The organism is Micromonospora olivasterospora, assembly GCF_007830265.1.
GTDB classification, from domain to species: Bacteria; Actinomycetota; Actinomycetes; order Mycobacteriales; family Micromonosporaceae; genus Micromonospora; species Micromonospora olivasterospora.
This window is the reverse complement of the sequence record NZ_VLKE01000001.1, coordinates 2,934,062-2,949,602: the sequence shown is the minus strand read 5'-3', so window position 1 is coordinate 2,949,602 and position 15,541 is coordinate 2,934,062. Positions and strand designations below refer to the sequence as shown.

The window sequence follows — 15,541 nt, the reverse complement described above, 5'->3', positions numbered from 1 at the left end:
GGAGCGAGCGCCCGCCGCCGGTGCGTCCCGCGCTCGTCTGCTGCTTCGTCCGGATGGATCGGCCTGAATGCCCGGTGGCGTCTGAGCCCGACTCGGCTGAGCAGGTCGCTGCGGCCATAGATCTGCTCGCCGCCGAGGGCCCGGCGCTCGGTCGACCGTTCGTCGACCGAGTCAAGGGCTCGAACTACAAGATTGAAGGAATTGCGGCCCGGCTCGGCAGGGGGACCGAGATCCGTATCCTGTTCGCCTTCGACCCTCAGCGGGAAGCCATCCTGCTGGTGGCGGGTGACAAGAGCGGTAACTGGAAGGGCTGGTACGAAACCTGCATTCTCGAAGCCGACAAGAAGTTCGCCGAGCATCTGCGAGAGCTGAAGGGACCGCACTGATGGCGCGTAGCTGGCGGGATGTCCGCTCCCGCATGAACCTCGACGAGGCCAAGGTTGAGCAGCACAAGGAGCGCATGCGCGGCGAGGTACGCGCAGCGCGACTGCGTGAGATGCGCGGAGGAGAGGGCGCGGCCTGACTCAGCAGCAGGTTGCCGACCGCATGAACGTTTCCCAGCCGCGCGTCGCCGCCATCGAGAGCGGCGAACTGCCGAAGGCTGAGGTCGGCACGGTCGCCCGGTACATCGCTGCCCTTGGCGGCAAGGCTGAGTTCGTTGCCGAATTCGATGGCGAACGTGTGACCCTTAGAGCCCGCGCAAATAGGTCAGACGCGCTGCCCCAGATACGAGGCGGGCACGGACATCCATGATCATGAAGGTGCTTACGCCTCGTGATCGCCAGGAGTGTCCGTGCCCGTTGTTCCATCATGGCTGATGACCCCGCTGTGGGACCAGTTCGCCGCGCTGTTGCCCGAGCGGCCGCGGGTTGATCCGTCGCATCCGCTGGGGTGTCACCGGCCGCGGGTGGCGGATCGGCTGATATTCGAGAAGTTGTTGCAGGTGCTGCGGTTCGGGTGTGCGTACGAGTCGATCGCGGACAGTGGTTGTTCGGCGACGACGATCCGGAACCGGCGTGACGAGTGGATCACGCTGGGCGTGTTCGAACAATTGAAGGCCATCGTATTGGACACCTATGACCGGATTGTCGGACTGATTCTGGACGATATCTCGGTGGACGGGTGTATCACCAAGGCTCCCGGTGGCGGTGAGGTCGCCGGCCGGTCTCCGGTCGACCGGGGCAAGCAGGGGATGAAACGCTCCAGCATGGTCGAGGCCCGGGGGATCCCTCTCGACCGGGTTCTGGCCGGCGCGAACCGTCATGATTCACCACTACTGGCGTCTACTCTGGACAAGCTGGATGTGTTCGGTCCGCTGCCGGAGAAGGTGACAGTACACCTGGACGCCGGCTACGACTCGGCGGTCACCCGCGAGCTTCTGGCCGGCCGTAACCTGCACGCCGAAATAGCCCATAAGGGCGACAAAGCACCCATCCAGGCGGGCCGCAGGTGGCATGTCGAGCGGACGAACGCCTGGCACAACGCCTTCAACCGCCTGCAACGCTGCTACGAACGCCGAGAACGCGTCATCGACGCGTTCTTCGACCTCGCCGACGCGATCATCACTCTACGTAGCCTGATCCGGCAGGCATGGACCCTCTACCGCTGGGACAACCGTCCCACCCGGCGCCCATGATCTTGACCTATCTGCGCGACCTCTTAGAGACCGTCGGGTAACCGGGTGACTACGTGGCGAGAAGTCGCTCGACGTTGATGCGTTGGGCGGCTTCGCGCTCGGTGGCGTTGGCCCAGCGGATCGTTTGACCGGCCAGGCGTATCGTCATGAGTCGAATCATCGCTACCTTGATCATGGCCTCTGAGTTGACGGTCAGCCGTTCGTAGTCCCGGGCCAGGCGTCGGTTACGGACCAGCCAACCCAGCGTCCTCTCTACCACCCACCGGCGCGGTAGGACCTTGAAGCCCTTGACGTCGTCGTTGCGCTTGACGATCTCCACCAGGATGCCGAGCTGCTCTTTCGCCCAGGTCAGCAGAGTGGAGTCGATGCTGTTGGCGTAGCCGCCGTCGGCCCACACGAGGGCGATGGTGGTGAACGCCTCGGCCAGCCGCGCCAGGATCCGCCGGCCACCGGGACGGTCGTTGACCGAGGCGGAGGTGACCATCACGACCAGGATCAGCCCCATCGTGTCCACGACCAGGTGCCGCTTGCGGCCGGTGGTCTTCTTGCCCATGTCGAACCCACGGCATTCGCCGCCCTCACTGGATTTGATGGACTGGGCGTCCAGCACCGCCGCTGTCGGCTCCGGCTCACGACCGGCCGCTACCCGCACCTGCCGGCGAAGCTCGTCGTGGATCGCGTCCCACGTTCCGTTCTTCCGCCACGTCGTGAACCAGCGATGTGCCGCGTCCGGTGGCGCCAGATCCCGCGGCATCATCCGCCACGGACAGCCCGACCGCAGCACATAGAAGATCGAATCCAGGATCAGCCGATCTCCCCACTTGCGCGGCCGGCCGCCTTTACGCAGGTCGCGTACCGGCATCAAGGGCGCGAGGATCGCCCACATCGCATCGGTCAAGCTCGACGGATAGCATGAACGGGCGTCATCCCCGCCACAGTTGCAGTTGCGCACACAACGCGATCATGGCGGGGATGATCTATTTGTCGAGCACCTGGCATCGACGTGTCTCCCCGTAACAGAACGCTCGGAGCTGGTTACCCGACGGTCTCTTAACCGAGCGGCGTTGGCGCTAGACCTCGATGACCGGCAGGGCGTCGTCGCCGTACGCGTCCGGCTCCGTGGTGAGCAGATAGGCCCGGTGGTCGACGGCGGCGAGCATCGGCGCGGCCCGGCCGACGCCGCCGAGCAACCGGGCCGCCGCGGCGACGTCCCGCCAGTCGGCCGGCAGCTCCAGCCGCGTTACTGGGAGTGGGCGACCAGCAGGTCCAGCGCCGGCCACTGGTCGACATCCAGCCGACGGGCGGCCTCGATCAGGCAGACGTCGGGCACAGCGAACCCGGCACCCTCATCGGTGATCTCGGCGATGACCTCGCCGACACTGACGCTGCCAGAGCAGTACGCGACGATGGCGCTCGCGTCCAGAACCGCCCGGATGACCAGATCGCTCACGCGGCGCGGCCGAAGCGCTCAGCCAGCCGCGCCCACGCCTCCGGCGTCATCCGCCGCTCAGCGGCCCGCAGCTTGGCCCTCGCCCGCGCCTTACCCTCATCGGTCACCGCGATGCCCGCCTGCGCGAGCATGCGCTCGGTCTCGACGTGGGCATCCTGGTCCGGCCGGGTCACGCCACCAGCGTACGGCACACGAACCGGCCCCGGCCTCTCCCACGCTCCGCGCCGCTGCCCCCCACGCACCCAGAGGCCCGCGCGCCGCCTGGCCGCTCACCACACCACTCACAGCGGCTCACCACGCAGGTCACGGCCGGTTCTGTCAGCACACCCCGCCGCCGCGACAGAACCGGCCGGCCCGGCGGCGACCATCTGACCGCCAGCCGCTCCCGCCCCTTCCGCCAGGGCTTCACCACCGCGCACCCCGGAGCAGCACACCACGGCCCCCGCCCAGACGGCTCACAGCGCAGGTCAACGGCCGTTCGACAGACCCAGCCAACCAGGCCGCGAAAGCCAGACTCCCTCCCGTAAGGAGGGAACTCCTTCTCTCTCCCCCCCCCCTGAGCGACGTCGACGTCGACGCCATCGACGCGCGCAGCGCGTCCCTGCCCGAGCAGGACACACCTCTTGCACTATCCAGTGCTCCGGCGCGAATGGCCTTGGGGCCGGTTCGGCCGGGATGATGTCCGTCTGATCCAACTGTCATAACGCTGTCGTCAACTCGGATCGGCCTGCATTGGATCGGCGGGTCGGATTTCCGTGGTCGGGAGTGGTCCATTGACGCCGTTTCGCACCCTGTCGTCAAATGGTCCTCTGCCGACAGGGACATCCGGGACGAATGCCGCATGCCTGGCCAGACGCTCAACCCCGCGCCCTGAAGATCAACTAGATGATTCCCGGTGACATGAGCGTTAGGAAAACCTCATGTCCGGCCCCTACCCGGTGGCCCAGTCGCCGCGGTTCCTGCGGCCGTCGCCGGGCTGATTGCCGATGGGCGGGTCGACGTTGGCGGGTATCGCAGCACCGTGCCCGTCGGTCACACCACTGCCGGAAACCCGCCCCGCCGGTCCCGCCCCCTCCACCGGCCAGGACGACGCGGCCGGCCCCGCCGGCCAGGACGACGCCGTGAGGGCGTCCGGGTCGTCCAACGGCCCGGGCAGCCCAGGCAGACCCGTGCCCGCCGGCGGGGCAGGTACCGGCCCGGGCATCGGCGACGTATCCCCGTGGTCCAGCCAGGACAGATCCTCACTACCCTGCGGGCGGCGGTCCGGTTCGGGGGCAGGGCCCGGCACCGGTGCTTGCCAGGGCCGACCCGGATCGGTCACCCTGTACCGCGCCGCCACGCGACCGTGACCTTTCTCGACCCGCAGCAGACCACTGCCGAGCAATGCCTTGATCCGGTCTTGCACCGTGCCCTTTGCTGTGTGGGGGGTTGTCGCCTTGGCGAGGTCTTCCAGGCTGGCGGTGATGGTCCCGTTGTTGTCCATACGGTCGATCAGGGCGTTCCACAACGGCGGCAGACCATCCCGCTGCTGCTGCGTTGTGGTGGCGATGTGGTCGGCGTGCTGGCGGAACAGCGCCCAGGCGTCCTTCTTGTTGAGCACCCACTTGCTGCCCGCGGGAGGCTCCGGCAACGGTGCTTTACCCGGACTGCTCACCCCGTACTGCGTCGCCCCATGACCGCTACCTTTCTGGACCAGCTGCAGCAGACCACTGCGGAGCAATACCTGGATCCGGTTTTGCACCGTCGACTGCCGTACGTCTGTCGCCTTGGCGAGGTCTTCCTGCCTGGCGGTGATTCTCCCGTTGGTGCCCATACGGTCGATCAGGGCGTCCCACAACCGCCGCAGATCATCCCGCTGCCGTGTTGTGGTGGCGATGTGGTTGGCGTGCTGGTCGAACAGCGTCCGGGCCTTCTCCTGGTCGAGCACCCACTGGCTGCCCGCGGGAGGGCCCGGGAACGGTGCTTGTTGGGGCTGACCCGGATCGCTCACCCCGTCCGGGGACTCGACCTGTCCGGTGTTCCGCGGCGGCCCCCACGCGCCGTCGAGGTGTGGTGTGTCCAGATTCATCCCGTCAAGATCCGGGTCCCATACGTTCTGGAATTCCTGATCACCGGACGCCGGGCCAGGACCAGACGGGTCGTCCTTGCCCGCCGGATCGGAGTGGGGGGAGTCGGCCGGGTCGGGGACGGTGGTGTCTGCCCGCATCCCCTGGTAGGCCCAGTCGTCAAGATTCTCGTTGCCGTCGTCGGGCTGATTGTCCATGTGGCCGAAGTCGGCGGGTATCGCAGCACCGTGCCGGTCGGGCACAGCAATGTCCGGAACCCACGCCTCCGGCCAGGGCGATGCCGTGGGGGCGGCCGGGTCGCCCAGCGGCCAGGGCGGCTCGGGCGGCCAGGGCGGACCCGTGTCCGTCGAGGAGGCAGGTACCGGCCCGGGCATCGGCAACTGAGGTCCGGGATCCTGCACGTCCAGTCCGGGCGTTGGGAACGACGGCGTCCCTGGCAACTGGCTGGGCTGGTCGCCGCTGGGCTGCGACCACGATGTCGGGCCGGGCGGGGCCTGCGGCTGGGGCGGATACGTCGGTTGCGGCCCGGGGTCGGGTTCCGTGTCCATGGCCGTGGACGGGCTGATCCGCCCCGGATGGAGCGGATCAAACGGATCGAGCAGATCGGCTAGGTCCCCCTGGTAGGCCCAGTCGTCGAGGTTTTCGTTGCCGTCGTCGGGCTGATTGTCCATGTGGCCGAAGTCGGCGGGTATCGCAGCACCGTGCCGGTCGGGCACAGCAATGTCCGGAACCCACGCCTCCGGCCAGGGCGATGCCGTGGGGGCGGCCGGGTCGCCCAGCGGCCAGGGCGGCTCGGGCGGCCAGGGCGGACCCGTGTCCGTCGAGGAGGCAGGTACCGGCCCGGGCATCGGCAACTGAGGTCCGGGATCCTGCACGTCCAGTCCGGGCGTTGGGAACGACGGCGTCCCTGGCAACTGGCTGGGCTGGTCGCCGCTGGGCTGCGACCACGATGTCGGGCCGGGCGGGGCCTGCGGCTGGGGCGGATACGTCGGTTGCGGCCCGGGGTCGGGTTCCGTGTCCATGGCCGTGGGCGGGCTGATCCGCCCCGGATGGAGCGGATCAAACGGATCGAGCAGATCGGCTAGGTCCCCCTGGTAGGCCCAGTCGTCGAGGTTTTCGTTGCCGTCGTCGGGCTGATTGTCCATGTGGCCGAAGTCGGCGGGTATCGCAGCACCGTGCCGGTCGGGCACAGCAATGTCCGGAACCCACGCCTCCGGCCAGGGCGATGCCGTGGGGGCGGCCGGGTCGCCCAGCGGCCAGGGCGGACCCGTGTCCGTCGAGGAGGCAGGTACCGGCCCGGAAATCGGCAACGTGCCCCCGTGGTCCAGCCGGGACAGGTCCTCACCCTGCGGGCGGTCCGGTCCGAGGGCAGGGCCCGGCACCGATGCTTGCTGGGGCTGACCCGGAGCGCTCACCGCGTACCGCGCCGCCACGCCACCGTGACCTTCCCGGACCAGCCGCAGCAGACCACTGCGGAGCAATACCCCGATCCGGTGCTCCACCGTCTTCGGCGCCGTGGAGGGGGTTGTCGCCTTGGCGAGGATTTCCCGGCTGGCGGTGATGATCCCGGCCTCGTCCATAAGGTGGATCAGGGCGTCCCACAACTTTCGCAGACCATCCTGCTGCCGCTGAGTTGTGGTGGGCATGTTTCTGGCGTGCTGGGCGAACAGCGTCAGGGCGTCCGACTTGTCGAGCACCCACTGGCTGCCCGCGGGAGGGTCCGGCAACGGTGCTTGCTGGGGCTGACCCGGGTTGCTCACCCCGTACGGGAACTCGACCTGTCCGGTGTCCGCTGCGGCAGCCCCATGCCGGGCGACACGCCCTCCTCGGCGGCGGGGTCGGCCCACGCCTCGACGAGCCGTCCGGTCTCGGCGGCGAACCGGGGAGTCGGCCGGGTCGGGGGCGGTGGTGTCTGCCCGCATGGCGTGGGACGGGCCGCGTGGCTGACCCGGATCGCTCACCCTGTACTGCGCCGCCGCCCCGCGAGCGTGACCTTTCTGGACCAGCTGCAGCAGACCACTGTCGAGCAATACCTCGATCCGGCCACGCACCGTCGTCTGGTGTGCGTCTGTCGCCTTGGCGAGGTCTTCCTGGCTGGCGGTGATTTTCCCGTCGTTGTCCATACCGTCGATCAGGGCGTCCCACAACCGCCGCAGACCATCCCGCTGCCGTGTTGTGGTGCCGATGTGGTCGACGTGCCGGGCGAACAGCGTCCGGGCCTCATCCTGGTCGAGCACCCACTTGCTGCCCGCAGGAGGCTCCGGCAAAGGTGCTTGCTGGGGCTGGCCCGGATCGCTCACCCTGTACCGCGTTGCCCAGGGACCGTGACTTTCCTGGACCAGCTGCAGCAGACCACTGCGGAGCAATACCCCGATCCGGTCACGCACCGTCAACTTCACTGCCTTTGTCGCCTTGGCGAGGGCTGGCTGGCTGGCGGTGATGGTCCCGTTGTTGTCCATACAGTCGATCAGGGCGTTCCACAACTCCTGCAGATCACCCCGGTGCTGTGGTGTGGTGGCGATGTTTTTGGCGTGCTGGTCGAACAGCGTCCGGGCCTCCTCCTGGTTGAGCACCCACTGGCTGCCCGCGGGAGGGTCCGGCAATGGTGCTTGTTGGGGCTGACCCGGATCGCTCACCCCGTCCGGGGACTCGATCTGTCCGGTGTTCCGCGGCGGCCCCCACGCGCCGTCGAGGTGTGGTGTGTCCAGATTCATCCCGTCAAGATCCGGGTCCCGTACGTTCTGGAATTCCTGATCACCGGACGCCGGGCCGGTACCAGACGGGTCGTCCTTGCGCGGATCCATCGGTTGCGGCTCGGGGTCGGGTTCCGTGCCCACGGCCTCAACAAGCAGATAGAGCAGATCGGCCGGGTCCACCAGTGGATCGGAGTGGGGGGAGTCGGCCGGGTCGGGGGCGGTGGTGTCTGCCCGCATGGCGTGGGACGGGCCGCGTGGCGGGCTGGTGGAGGCGAGCAGGAACGCGCTGGTGTCGGTGCCGGTCGTGGTGATCGGCTGCGGGTGGCGGGCGGTCGGGCCGAGGAGATCGGTGATGGTGGCGGGCCGCCCGTCTCCGTCGAACGCGGCCACCCGGGTGCTGGATGCGAACAGGTGTCGCAGCCACGGATCACGTATCGGATCGTCCGGCTCGGGTCGGTCGACGGCGCCGGGCAGCAGAGGGTCCCGCACCCGGATCCTCGGCGGCCCGGAATCCTGCGGCCGGCTGTGGAGGGCGAACACGTGCTGCGGTTCGTTCGGTGGCGCGGCCCTGACCACCACCATCGACCCCGGCACCGCCCGCAACGCGGCCAGCACGTCCCCTCCCGCGACCCCGTCCGGGTGGGCGACCCGCTCGGGCACCGCGTCGAGGACCTCCAACAGTTGCGGCCAGCCCATGGTGGGCGCGAGCCGGCCGTCCGGCCCGATGATCCGGTCGTCGAACACCGCCCGGTTGCCCAACCGCTTGTACACGGTGTGGAACACATCGAGAGTGGCCGCCACACACAACCACAGGTCACCGCTGCCGGGACGTACCTGCTCCGCAGCGGCCCAGTTAGCGACCCGCTGCCCGGACCCGAACGGCGTGAGATCCTGTTCAGTCGCCGCCGCAGCCGGCTCGCCGTGCCTGCCGGGGCCGCCACTGACCGGTCCGTCCCGCAACGACACATCCCGCCACGAACCCGCGTCGCTGAACGAACCCGCGTCGCTGAGGCCGTGCTTGCCGGGCACCCCGCCAAGCGACTCGTCCGGCAAGGACACGTCACTGATCGACATGGTGTCGCTGGTGTCGAGGTTGCTGAACACGTCATCGCTGGACACAGACATGTCACTGGCGGTGGCGTTGTCACGGCCGCCGGCGCTGGCGATGTCACGGCCGCCAGCCGGCACTGTACTACCGGCGCTGGCCGCGTCCGGGGTGCCAGGCGTCCCCGCCGTGCCGGGCGCGCCGGACGTGGCGCTGCCGGCGGCCTCGGCGAGGACCTGCTGGTACCGGTCCTTCCATTCCTGTTGGAACGACCCGGCGAGGATGTCGTGACCGGCCGGATCCAGGCCGTACCGGTGGGCCAGCGCGGTGAACTGGGCCCGCGCCAGGCCGGCCGCCGCCGCGGTGTGCTGCTCGGACGTTACCGGCACTGTCGGCGCGCCGGTACGCCCGCTTTCTTCAACGTCGAGGGTAGCCACACCGGCGGCCGCTCCGGTGACGCCGGGAACGGCCGCGGCCGAGAAACGGGCGGGCAGGTCGACGACCACCTGCCGGACCGCATCCGCCACGGCACTGACCTGCGCGGCGTCGGGACCGGCCACCACAGCGGGCAGCACGGCCGGCAGCACGGCGGGGGCACCGAGGATCGCATCGACCCTTCGGTCCACCTGGCTCCGCACGCCGCCCACGACCGCCTCGAGCACGGCGGCGGACGGCACCGCCGCCCCAGCGCCCCCCGGCACGCCAGCGGCCGACGACGTGCCAGGGCCTGTCGGCGTGCTGGCGCCTGTGGGTAGGCCGGCGGTGAGGTACTGGTCGATGTGGTGTTCGGCGGCCAGGTGCGCGATCGCGCGCAGCGCCTCCAGGTCGAACGCCGCCGGCAGCGCGGCGACCAGCTGCTGCGCCCGCACCTCGGCCGGGAACTGCCCACCCGCGGACGCCAACGCCTCGGCCATCCGGGCCACCGCCCGCTGCCGGACACCCGTCAGATACCCCTCGGTCAGCGCGGCAGCGGGCAGACCGACCGCGGACAGGAAACCCGCAACAACCCGATCACCCTGTCGGGCGTCGACCCACCCGGCGAAAACCCGCTCGATGGGAATGGCGAGCGCGGCCATGCTCTTGCCCGCCCGAGCCACCCCGGCCAGCAGCCCACCGTAACGGTCCACCAGATCCTGCTGGAACCGATGCCACCGCTCGACCACCGGCCCACCCGCTGCCACAACCCACTGCGGCGCCGGCACGGCCGGCATCGACCACGACGGCACCGACCACGACGGCACCGACGGGTCGTTCGGCGTGGGCAGGTTCAGCTTCGGCGTGGGCATGTTCGATGCCGGCAGCGGCGGCGGCGGGGTGGGCGGCGGGGCCTGCGTGCCGGCAGCCACAGCCTTCGGATCGTCGACCCCGCTCTGGTAGCCCGTGGACGAGTCCACACCAACCGGTGTCGACGCCACCGGCAGGACCGGCCTACCGTCGGGCGTGAACGCGATATGCGGCACCCGCACCCGGGGCCCATTCATGGCGCGACTCACGACGAGCCCGAGCCCGCTCGCGGCCGACCCGCCCGCCCCCGACAGCGCCCCGGACAGAAGATCGGCACCGAGATTGCCGGTGTCGTAGTACCCGTCGACCATCAGGCTGGCACCGATACCGAAGATTCCCTCCGTGCCGGTCTCCAACACCGGCCGCGTCAGCAGATCGGTCAACAGCATCTTGGTCGTGTCCGACAGGCCGAGCTTGCTGACCGCGGCGGCGACAGCGCCAGCGACCTTGCCCAACGCCGGCCCGCCCACCGTGCTCAGGAACGCCACCGCCCCCGCGTACGCCGCCTGCTTACCGACCGCCGACCAGTTCACCCCCGACTGCAGACCGTCGGTCATCATCGACACCTGCGCCAACAACGCAGAACCCGGCATCGTCAGCATCTGCATCGCCGTGCTACTCGCCGCCGACCGCACCAACGCCGAACGCAGGACCACCTGAATGATCGTCCGCGCCTGGGCGAGGTGCGCCGCCGCCCCCACGGGATTCCAGAACCACATCGCGGCGGCGGCGGCGAACTCGGCCTGCATGAAGGAGAACATCGCCACCGTCGTACGCTTGCCGGTCTCCGTCTCCAGGAAGAACTTCTTCTCCGCCTCCACCACGGCGAGCATCAGATCGGCCGTCTCGGCCATCTTCCCCACGAACGGAGCGGTCTGCGCCACGAACCGGTCGAAGGCCTCACCCTCCCCCGCCTGCCGGACCGCCCTGACCGTCTGCTCCAGCAACGGACCCAGCACCGTACGCACCCGACCCGCCAGCATCTCCAGCGTGCCGATGTCATCCCACAACAACGGCAACTTCGCCCGGGACACCCGCACCCCGGTGAACCCTTCCAAAACCCGCAACGAACTCTCACTGAGCTCAACAGTCGAAAAAGCAGCGGCGACCAACGCGCAACGCTCCCTCCCCGCCCCCGAACCAAGGACACCCAGTACGGATCAGCCAGCCCCGCGGACCGCCCACCCCAGCCCCGACCACCTCGCCGGCGACAACCTCACCACCCCGTCGCCCACCCGCCGGCCAAAACCCCCACACCTCACCCCACGACCCGACCGACGCCCACCACCACCGACAGTGTTGATCGCCGAGAGCCACGCACCCCTCACCGCAAAGTGACGGTAGTCGACACCGGCGACACCAGCCATCCCCACCCACACGTGCGCCACCCCACACCCACACCCCACGCCGGGCCCCGGACGGGGGCCTGACCCCCGACCCGAGCCAACCCGCAGCGGTACTCCGAGGCGTCGGGGCCCGTCATGCCAGCCCTCCGCGAAACCGGCGCGCTCACCCGCGCCGCCCACCTCACCTGGTGGTCGGTGCCACGCCGTGCATAAGAGGTCGCGCAGATAGGTCAAGATCATGGGCGCCGGGTGGGACGGTTGTCCCAGCGGTAGAGGGTCCATGCCTGCCGGATCAGGCTACGTAGAGTGATGATCGCGTCGGCGAGGTCGAAGAACGCGTCGATGACGCGTTCTCGGCGTTCGTAGCAGCGTTGCAGGCGGTTGAAGGCGTTGTGCCAGGCGTTCGTCCGCTCGACATGCCACCTGCGGCCCGCCTGGATGGGTGCTTTGTCGCCCTTATGGGCTATTTCGGCGTGCAGGTTACGGCCGGCCAGAAGCTCGCGGGTGACCGCCGAGTCGTAGCCGGCGTCCAGGTGTACTGTCACCTTCTCCGGCAGCGGACCGAACACGTCCAGCTTGTCCAGAGTAGACGCCAGTAGTGGTGAATCATGACGGTTCGCGCCGGCCAGAACCCGGTCGAGAGGGATCCCCCGGGCCTCGACCATGCTGGAGCGTTTCATCCCCTGCTTGCCCCGGTCGACCGGAGACCGGCCGGCGACCTCACCGCCACCGGGAGCCTTGGTGATACACCCGTCCACCGAGATATCGTCCAGAATCAGTCCGACAATCCGGTCATAGGTGTCCAATACGATGGCCTTCAATTGTTCGAACACGCCCAGCGTGATCCACTCGTCACGCCGGTTCCGGATCGTCGTCGCCGAACAACCACTGTCCGCGATCGACTCGTACGCACACCCGAACCGCAGCACCTGCAACAACTTCTCGAATATCAGCCGATCCGCCACCCGCGGCCGGTGACACCCCAGCGGATGCGACGGATCAACCCGCGGCCGCTCGGGCAACAGCGCGGCGAACTGGTCCCACAGCGGGGTCATCAGCCATGATGGAACAACGGGCACGGACACTCCTGGCGATCACGAGGCGTAAGCACCTTCATGATCATGGATGTCCGTGCCCGCCTCGTATCTGGGGCAGCGCGTCTGACCTATTTGCGCGGGCTCTAAGAGACCGTCGGGTAACCGGGTGACTACGTGGCGAGAAGTCGCTCAACGTTGATGCGTTGGGCGGCTTCGCGCTCGGTGGCGTTGGCCCAGCGGATCGTTTGACCGGCCAGGCGTATCGTCATGAGTCGAATCATCGCTACCTTGATCATGGCCTCTGAGTTGACGGTCAGCCGTTCGTAGTCCCGGGCCAGGCGTCGGTTACGGACCAGCCAACCCAGCGTCCTCTCTACCACCCACCGGCGCGGTAGGACCTTGAAGCCCTTGACGTCGTCGTTGCGCTTGACGATCTCCACCAGGATGCCGAGCTGCTCTTTCGCCCAGGTCAGCAGAGTGGAGTCGATGCTGTTGGCGTAGCCGCCGTCGGCCCACACGAGGGCGATGGTGGTGAACGCCTCGGCCAGCCGCGCCAGGATCCGCCGGCCACCGGGACGGTCGTTGACCGAGGCGGAGGTGACCATCACGACCAGGATCAGCCCCATCGTGTCCACGACCAGGTGCCGCTTGCGGCCGGTGGTCTTCTTGCCCATGTCGAACCCACGGCATTCGCCGCCCTCACTGGATTTGATGGACTGGGCGTCCAGCACCGCCGCTGTCGGCTCCGGCTCACGACCGGCCGCTACCCGCACCTGCCGGCGAAGCTCGTCGTGGATCGCGTCCCACGTTCCGTTCTTCCGCCACGTCGTGAACCAGCGATGTGCCGCGTCCGGTGGCGCCAGATCCCGCGGCATCATCCGCCACGGACAGCCCGACCGCAGCACATAGAAGATCGAATCCAGGATCAGCCGATCTCCCCACTTGCGCGGCCGGCCGCCTTTACGCAGGTCGCGTACCGGCATCAAGGGCGCGAGGATCGCCCACATCGCATCGGTCAAGCTCGACGGATAGCATGAACGGGCGTCATCCCCGCCACAGTTGCAGTTGCGCACACAACGCGATCATGGCGGGGATGATCTATTTGTCGAGCACCCGGCATCGACGTGTCTCCCCGTAACAGAACGCTCGGAGCTGGTTACCCGACGGTCTCTAAGAAACAACCCGCCAGTTCCTCACGTGGTGGTCTGAGGTCTGATCCTGTTTCCCCTGGCCAGGGCGGGAGTCTGCGGGTCTTCCGCGCGACTGAATGGGGTTGACGTCACTTCAGAAATTCTGAGTCGTTGTCGTCGTCGGTGACTGATTGATGTCGCCGGTGAAGGCGAGGAGGCTCGGGTTGGGACTGGCGGTCGTGCGGGATCTGCGGGTGGTCCGGGCCGAGCCGGGGCCGGAGGACATCGCCGAATTCGAGACCGACGTGCTGGCCGGGTTCGTGCTGGCCCGCGCGTCGGCCGGGTTGGCGGACGCGACGATCCGCGGCGACGTCGGGCACCTGGAGCAGGTACGGACCTGGTTCGGCCGGCCGCTGTGGGAGATGGAGCCGGCCGACGCGGACGCCTACTTCGGTCGGGTGCTGCGCGAGACGGCCAAGGGCACCCGGCTGGCGCGGGCGCAGGCGCTCAAGACGTACTTCCTGTTCCTGGAACTGCGTCACAAGGTCGAGATCCACAACCTGACCGGTCGGGTGGTCGAGTGCCCGATCGACGAGCTCAACCGGCCGCGCGGTGGCACCGAGGCGATGCTGCGTATCCCACCGACCGACGCGGAAGTCGAGGTGCTGTTCGCGGGGTGGCGGGAAGAGCTGGCGACCTGCCGGAAGTTCGCGCCCACCGCCCGCAACTACGCCGCGGCCCGGCTGATGGCCGAGGTGGGCTTACGGGTCGACGAGGCGTGTCGGCTGGACCTGCACGACGTCAAGTGGGACCTGGGCCGGTTCGGCAAGTTGCACGTGCGTCACGGCAAGGGCGCGCGGGGTTCCGGGCCGCGGGAGCGGATCGTGCCGCTGATCAACAACGCGCGGCGGACCCTCGCCTGGTTCGTCGCCGACGTGTGGGGCCACTTCGACGACGACCACGTCCGGCCCGGCGCGCCACTGTTCCCCTCCGAGCGTAAGCACGCCGACGGCACCTGCCGTCGGGTCGGTGACGACGCGCTGCGCGCGGGGCTGGCCGAGGCCGCCGCCAAGCACTTGCCGGGCTGGGCGGACACGCTCACTCCGCACGTGCTGCGCCACTATGCGGCCTCGCGGCTCTATCAGGGCGGCCTTGATCTGATCTCGATCCAGGAGGTCCTCGGCCATTCCTGGATCGCCACAACTATGAGATATGTCCATGTTCACCGCACCCATGTCGAGGATGCCTGGGCCGCGGGGCACGAGCGTGCCGCGCAACGATTGAAGGGGCTGCTGGCGTGAAGTGGAACCTGCGGCTGGCCGCCGCTCAGCGTGGGATCTGGAAGGCCAGCGACCTGCAGCGGATGCTGGCCGAGCACGGCCTGGTCATCTCCGCCGGGAAGATGTCGGGCCTGTGGTCCGGGCAGCCGGCCAGTATCAAACTCGATGACCTGGACGTCATCTGCGTCACGATCGGCTGCACCGTCGCCGACCTCCTCGTCGCCGAACCGGAGAGGGTCACCAAACCCGTTGCGGGACAAGGGAAACCCGTTGTTGCTGTCGGCGGCGCCACGACAGCGGTGGTGCCGCAACGACGCGACGGCCGGTCACTACCGCCCGCGTGAGCATCCCACGACGGCCACGCGGCGCTGGCGCGCTGGCGATCGGCTGCGCCGAGTGCTTCGCCTGGGGCGTACTACCCAGCCGCCGCTGCGTGGCCTGCCGCAGCTTCCGACAACAGCACCCCGACGACGCCCAGTGCGCCGGCTGCGGCCGGACCGTGCCCCTGAAGAACGACTACTGCCGCCTGTGCTGGTGCCAGGCCAGCGCCGACGCCAAGGGCGTGTGGACG

Annotated in this window: 9 protein-coding genes and 2 pseudogenes; 5 read left to right on the top strand and 6 right to left on the bottom strand. The window is 68.7% G+C overall.

Translation table 11 applies throughout. From position 1 onward, the window contains the following. Positions 1–20 precede the first annotated feature (20 nt). The 3 genes from JD77_RS13500 (at position 21) to JD77_RS13490 (ending at position 1,636) form a co-directional block, all read left to right on the top strand. Entirely contained in the window at positions 21–386 is a 366-nt protein-coding gene (locus tag JD77_RS13500) for a type II toxin-antitoxin system RelE/ParE family toxin (RefSeq protein WP_211372556.1), read from the top strand. Positions 387–546: 160 nt separating this feature from the next. After that, positions 547–753, top strand: a complete 207-nt coding sequence (locus JD77_RS33590; RefSeq protein ID WP_246140653.1) for a helix-turn-helix domain-containing protein — start codon at positions 547–549, stop codon at positions 751–753. Between the two features lie 40 nt (positions 754–793). Then, positions 794–1,636 (top strand): IS5 family transposase, encoded by an 843-nt coding sequence (locus JD77_RS13490; RefSeq protein ID WP_145773437.1) that lies wholly within the window; start codon positions 794–796, stop codon positions 1,634–1,636. A gap of 130 nt (positions 1,637–1,766) precedes the next feature. Here JD77_RS13490 and JD77_RS13485 read toward each other — a convergent pair. The 6 genes and pseudogenes from JD77_RS13485 to JD77_RS13460 form a co-directional block, all read right to left on the bottom strand. Then, positions 1,767–2,588, bottom strand: a pseudogene (locus tag JD77_RS13485) (IS5 family transposase); the annotation flags it as partial. Between the two features lie 288 nt (positions 2,589–2,876). After that, entirely contained in the window at positions 2,877–3,086 is a 210-nt protein-coding gene (locus JD77_RS13480) for a hypothetical protein (protein WP_145774698.1), read from the bottom strand. Further along, positions 3,083–3,259 (bottom strand): hypothetical protein, encoded by a 177-nt coding sequence (locus tag JD77_RS32065; protein ID WP_170286309.1) that lies wholly within the window; start codon positions 3,257–3,259, stop codon positions 3,083–3,085. Before JD77_RS32065 ends, JD77_RS13480 begins: the two co-directional genes overlap by 4 nt. A 758-nt stretch (positions 3,260–4,017) precedes the next feature. Then, on the bottom strand, positions 4,018–11,244 hold the full coding sequence (locus tag JD77_RS32840) for a hypothetical protein (RefSeq protein WP_211372555.1): 7,227 nt from the start codon (positions 11,242–11,244) through the stop codon (positions 4,018–4,020). Between the two features lie 515 nt (positions 11,245–11,759). Beyond that, positions 11,760–12,602 (bottom strand): IS5 family transposase, encoded by an 843-nt coding sequence (locus JD77_RS13465; RefSeq protein WP_145773437.1) that lies wholly within the window; start codon positions 12,600–12,602, stop codon positions 11,760–11,762. A 209-nt stretch (positions 12,603–12,811) separates the two neighbouring features. After that, a pseudogene (locus JD77_RS13460) lies at positions 12,812–13,633 on the bottom strand (IS5 family transposase); the annotation flags it as partial. A 281-nt stretch (positions 13,634–13,914) separates the two neighbouring features. Between JD77_RS13460 and JD77_RS13455 the strand changes: the two are divergent. Further along, complete coding sequence (locus tag JD77_RS13455; RefSeq protein ID WP_145774697.1) at positions 13,915–14,991, top strand: tyrosine-type recombinase/integrase; 1,077 nt, start codon at positions 13,915–13,917, stop codon at positions 14,989–14,991. Then, on the top strand, positions 14,988–15,314 hold the full coding sequence (locus JD77_RS13450; RefSeq protein ID WP_145774696.1) for a helix-turn-helix domain-containing protein: 327 nt from the start codon (positions 14,988–14,990) through the stop codon (positions 15,312–15,314). Before JD77_RS13455 ends, JD77_RS13450 begins: the two co-directional genes overlap by 4 nt. Positions 15,315–15,541 lie beyond the last annotated feature (227 nt).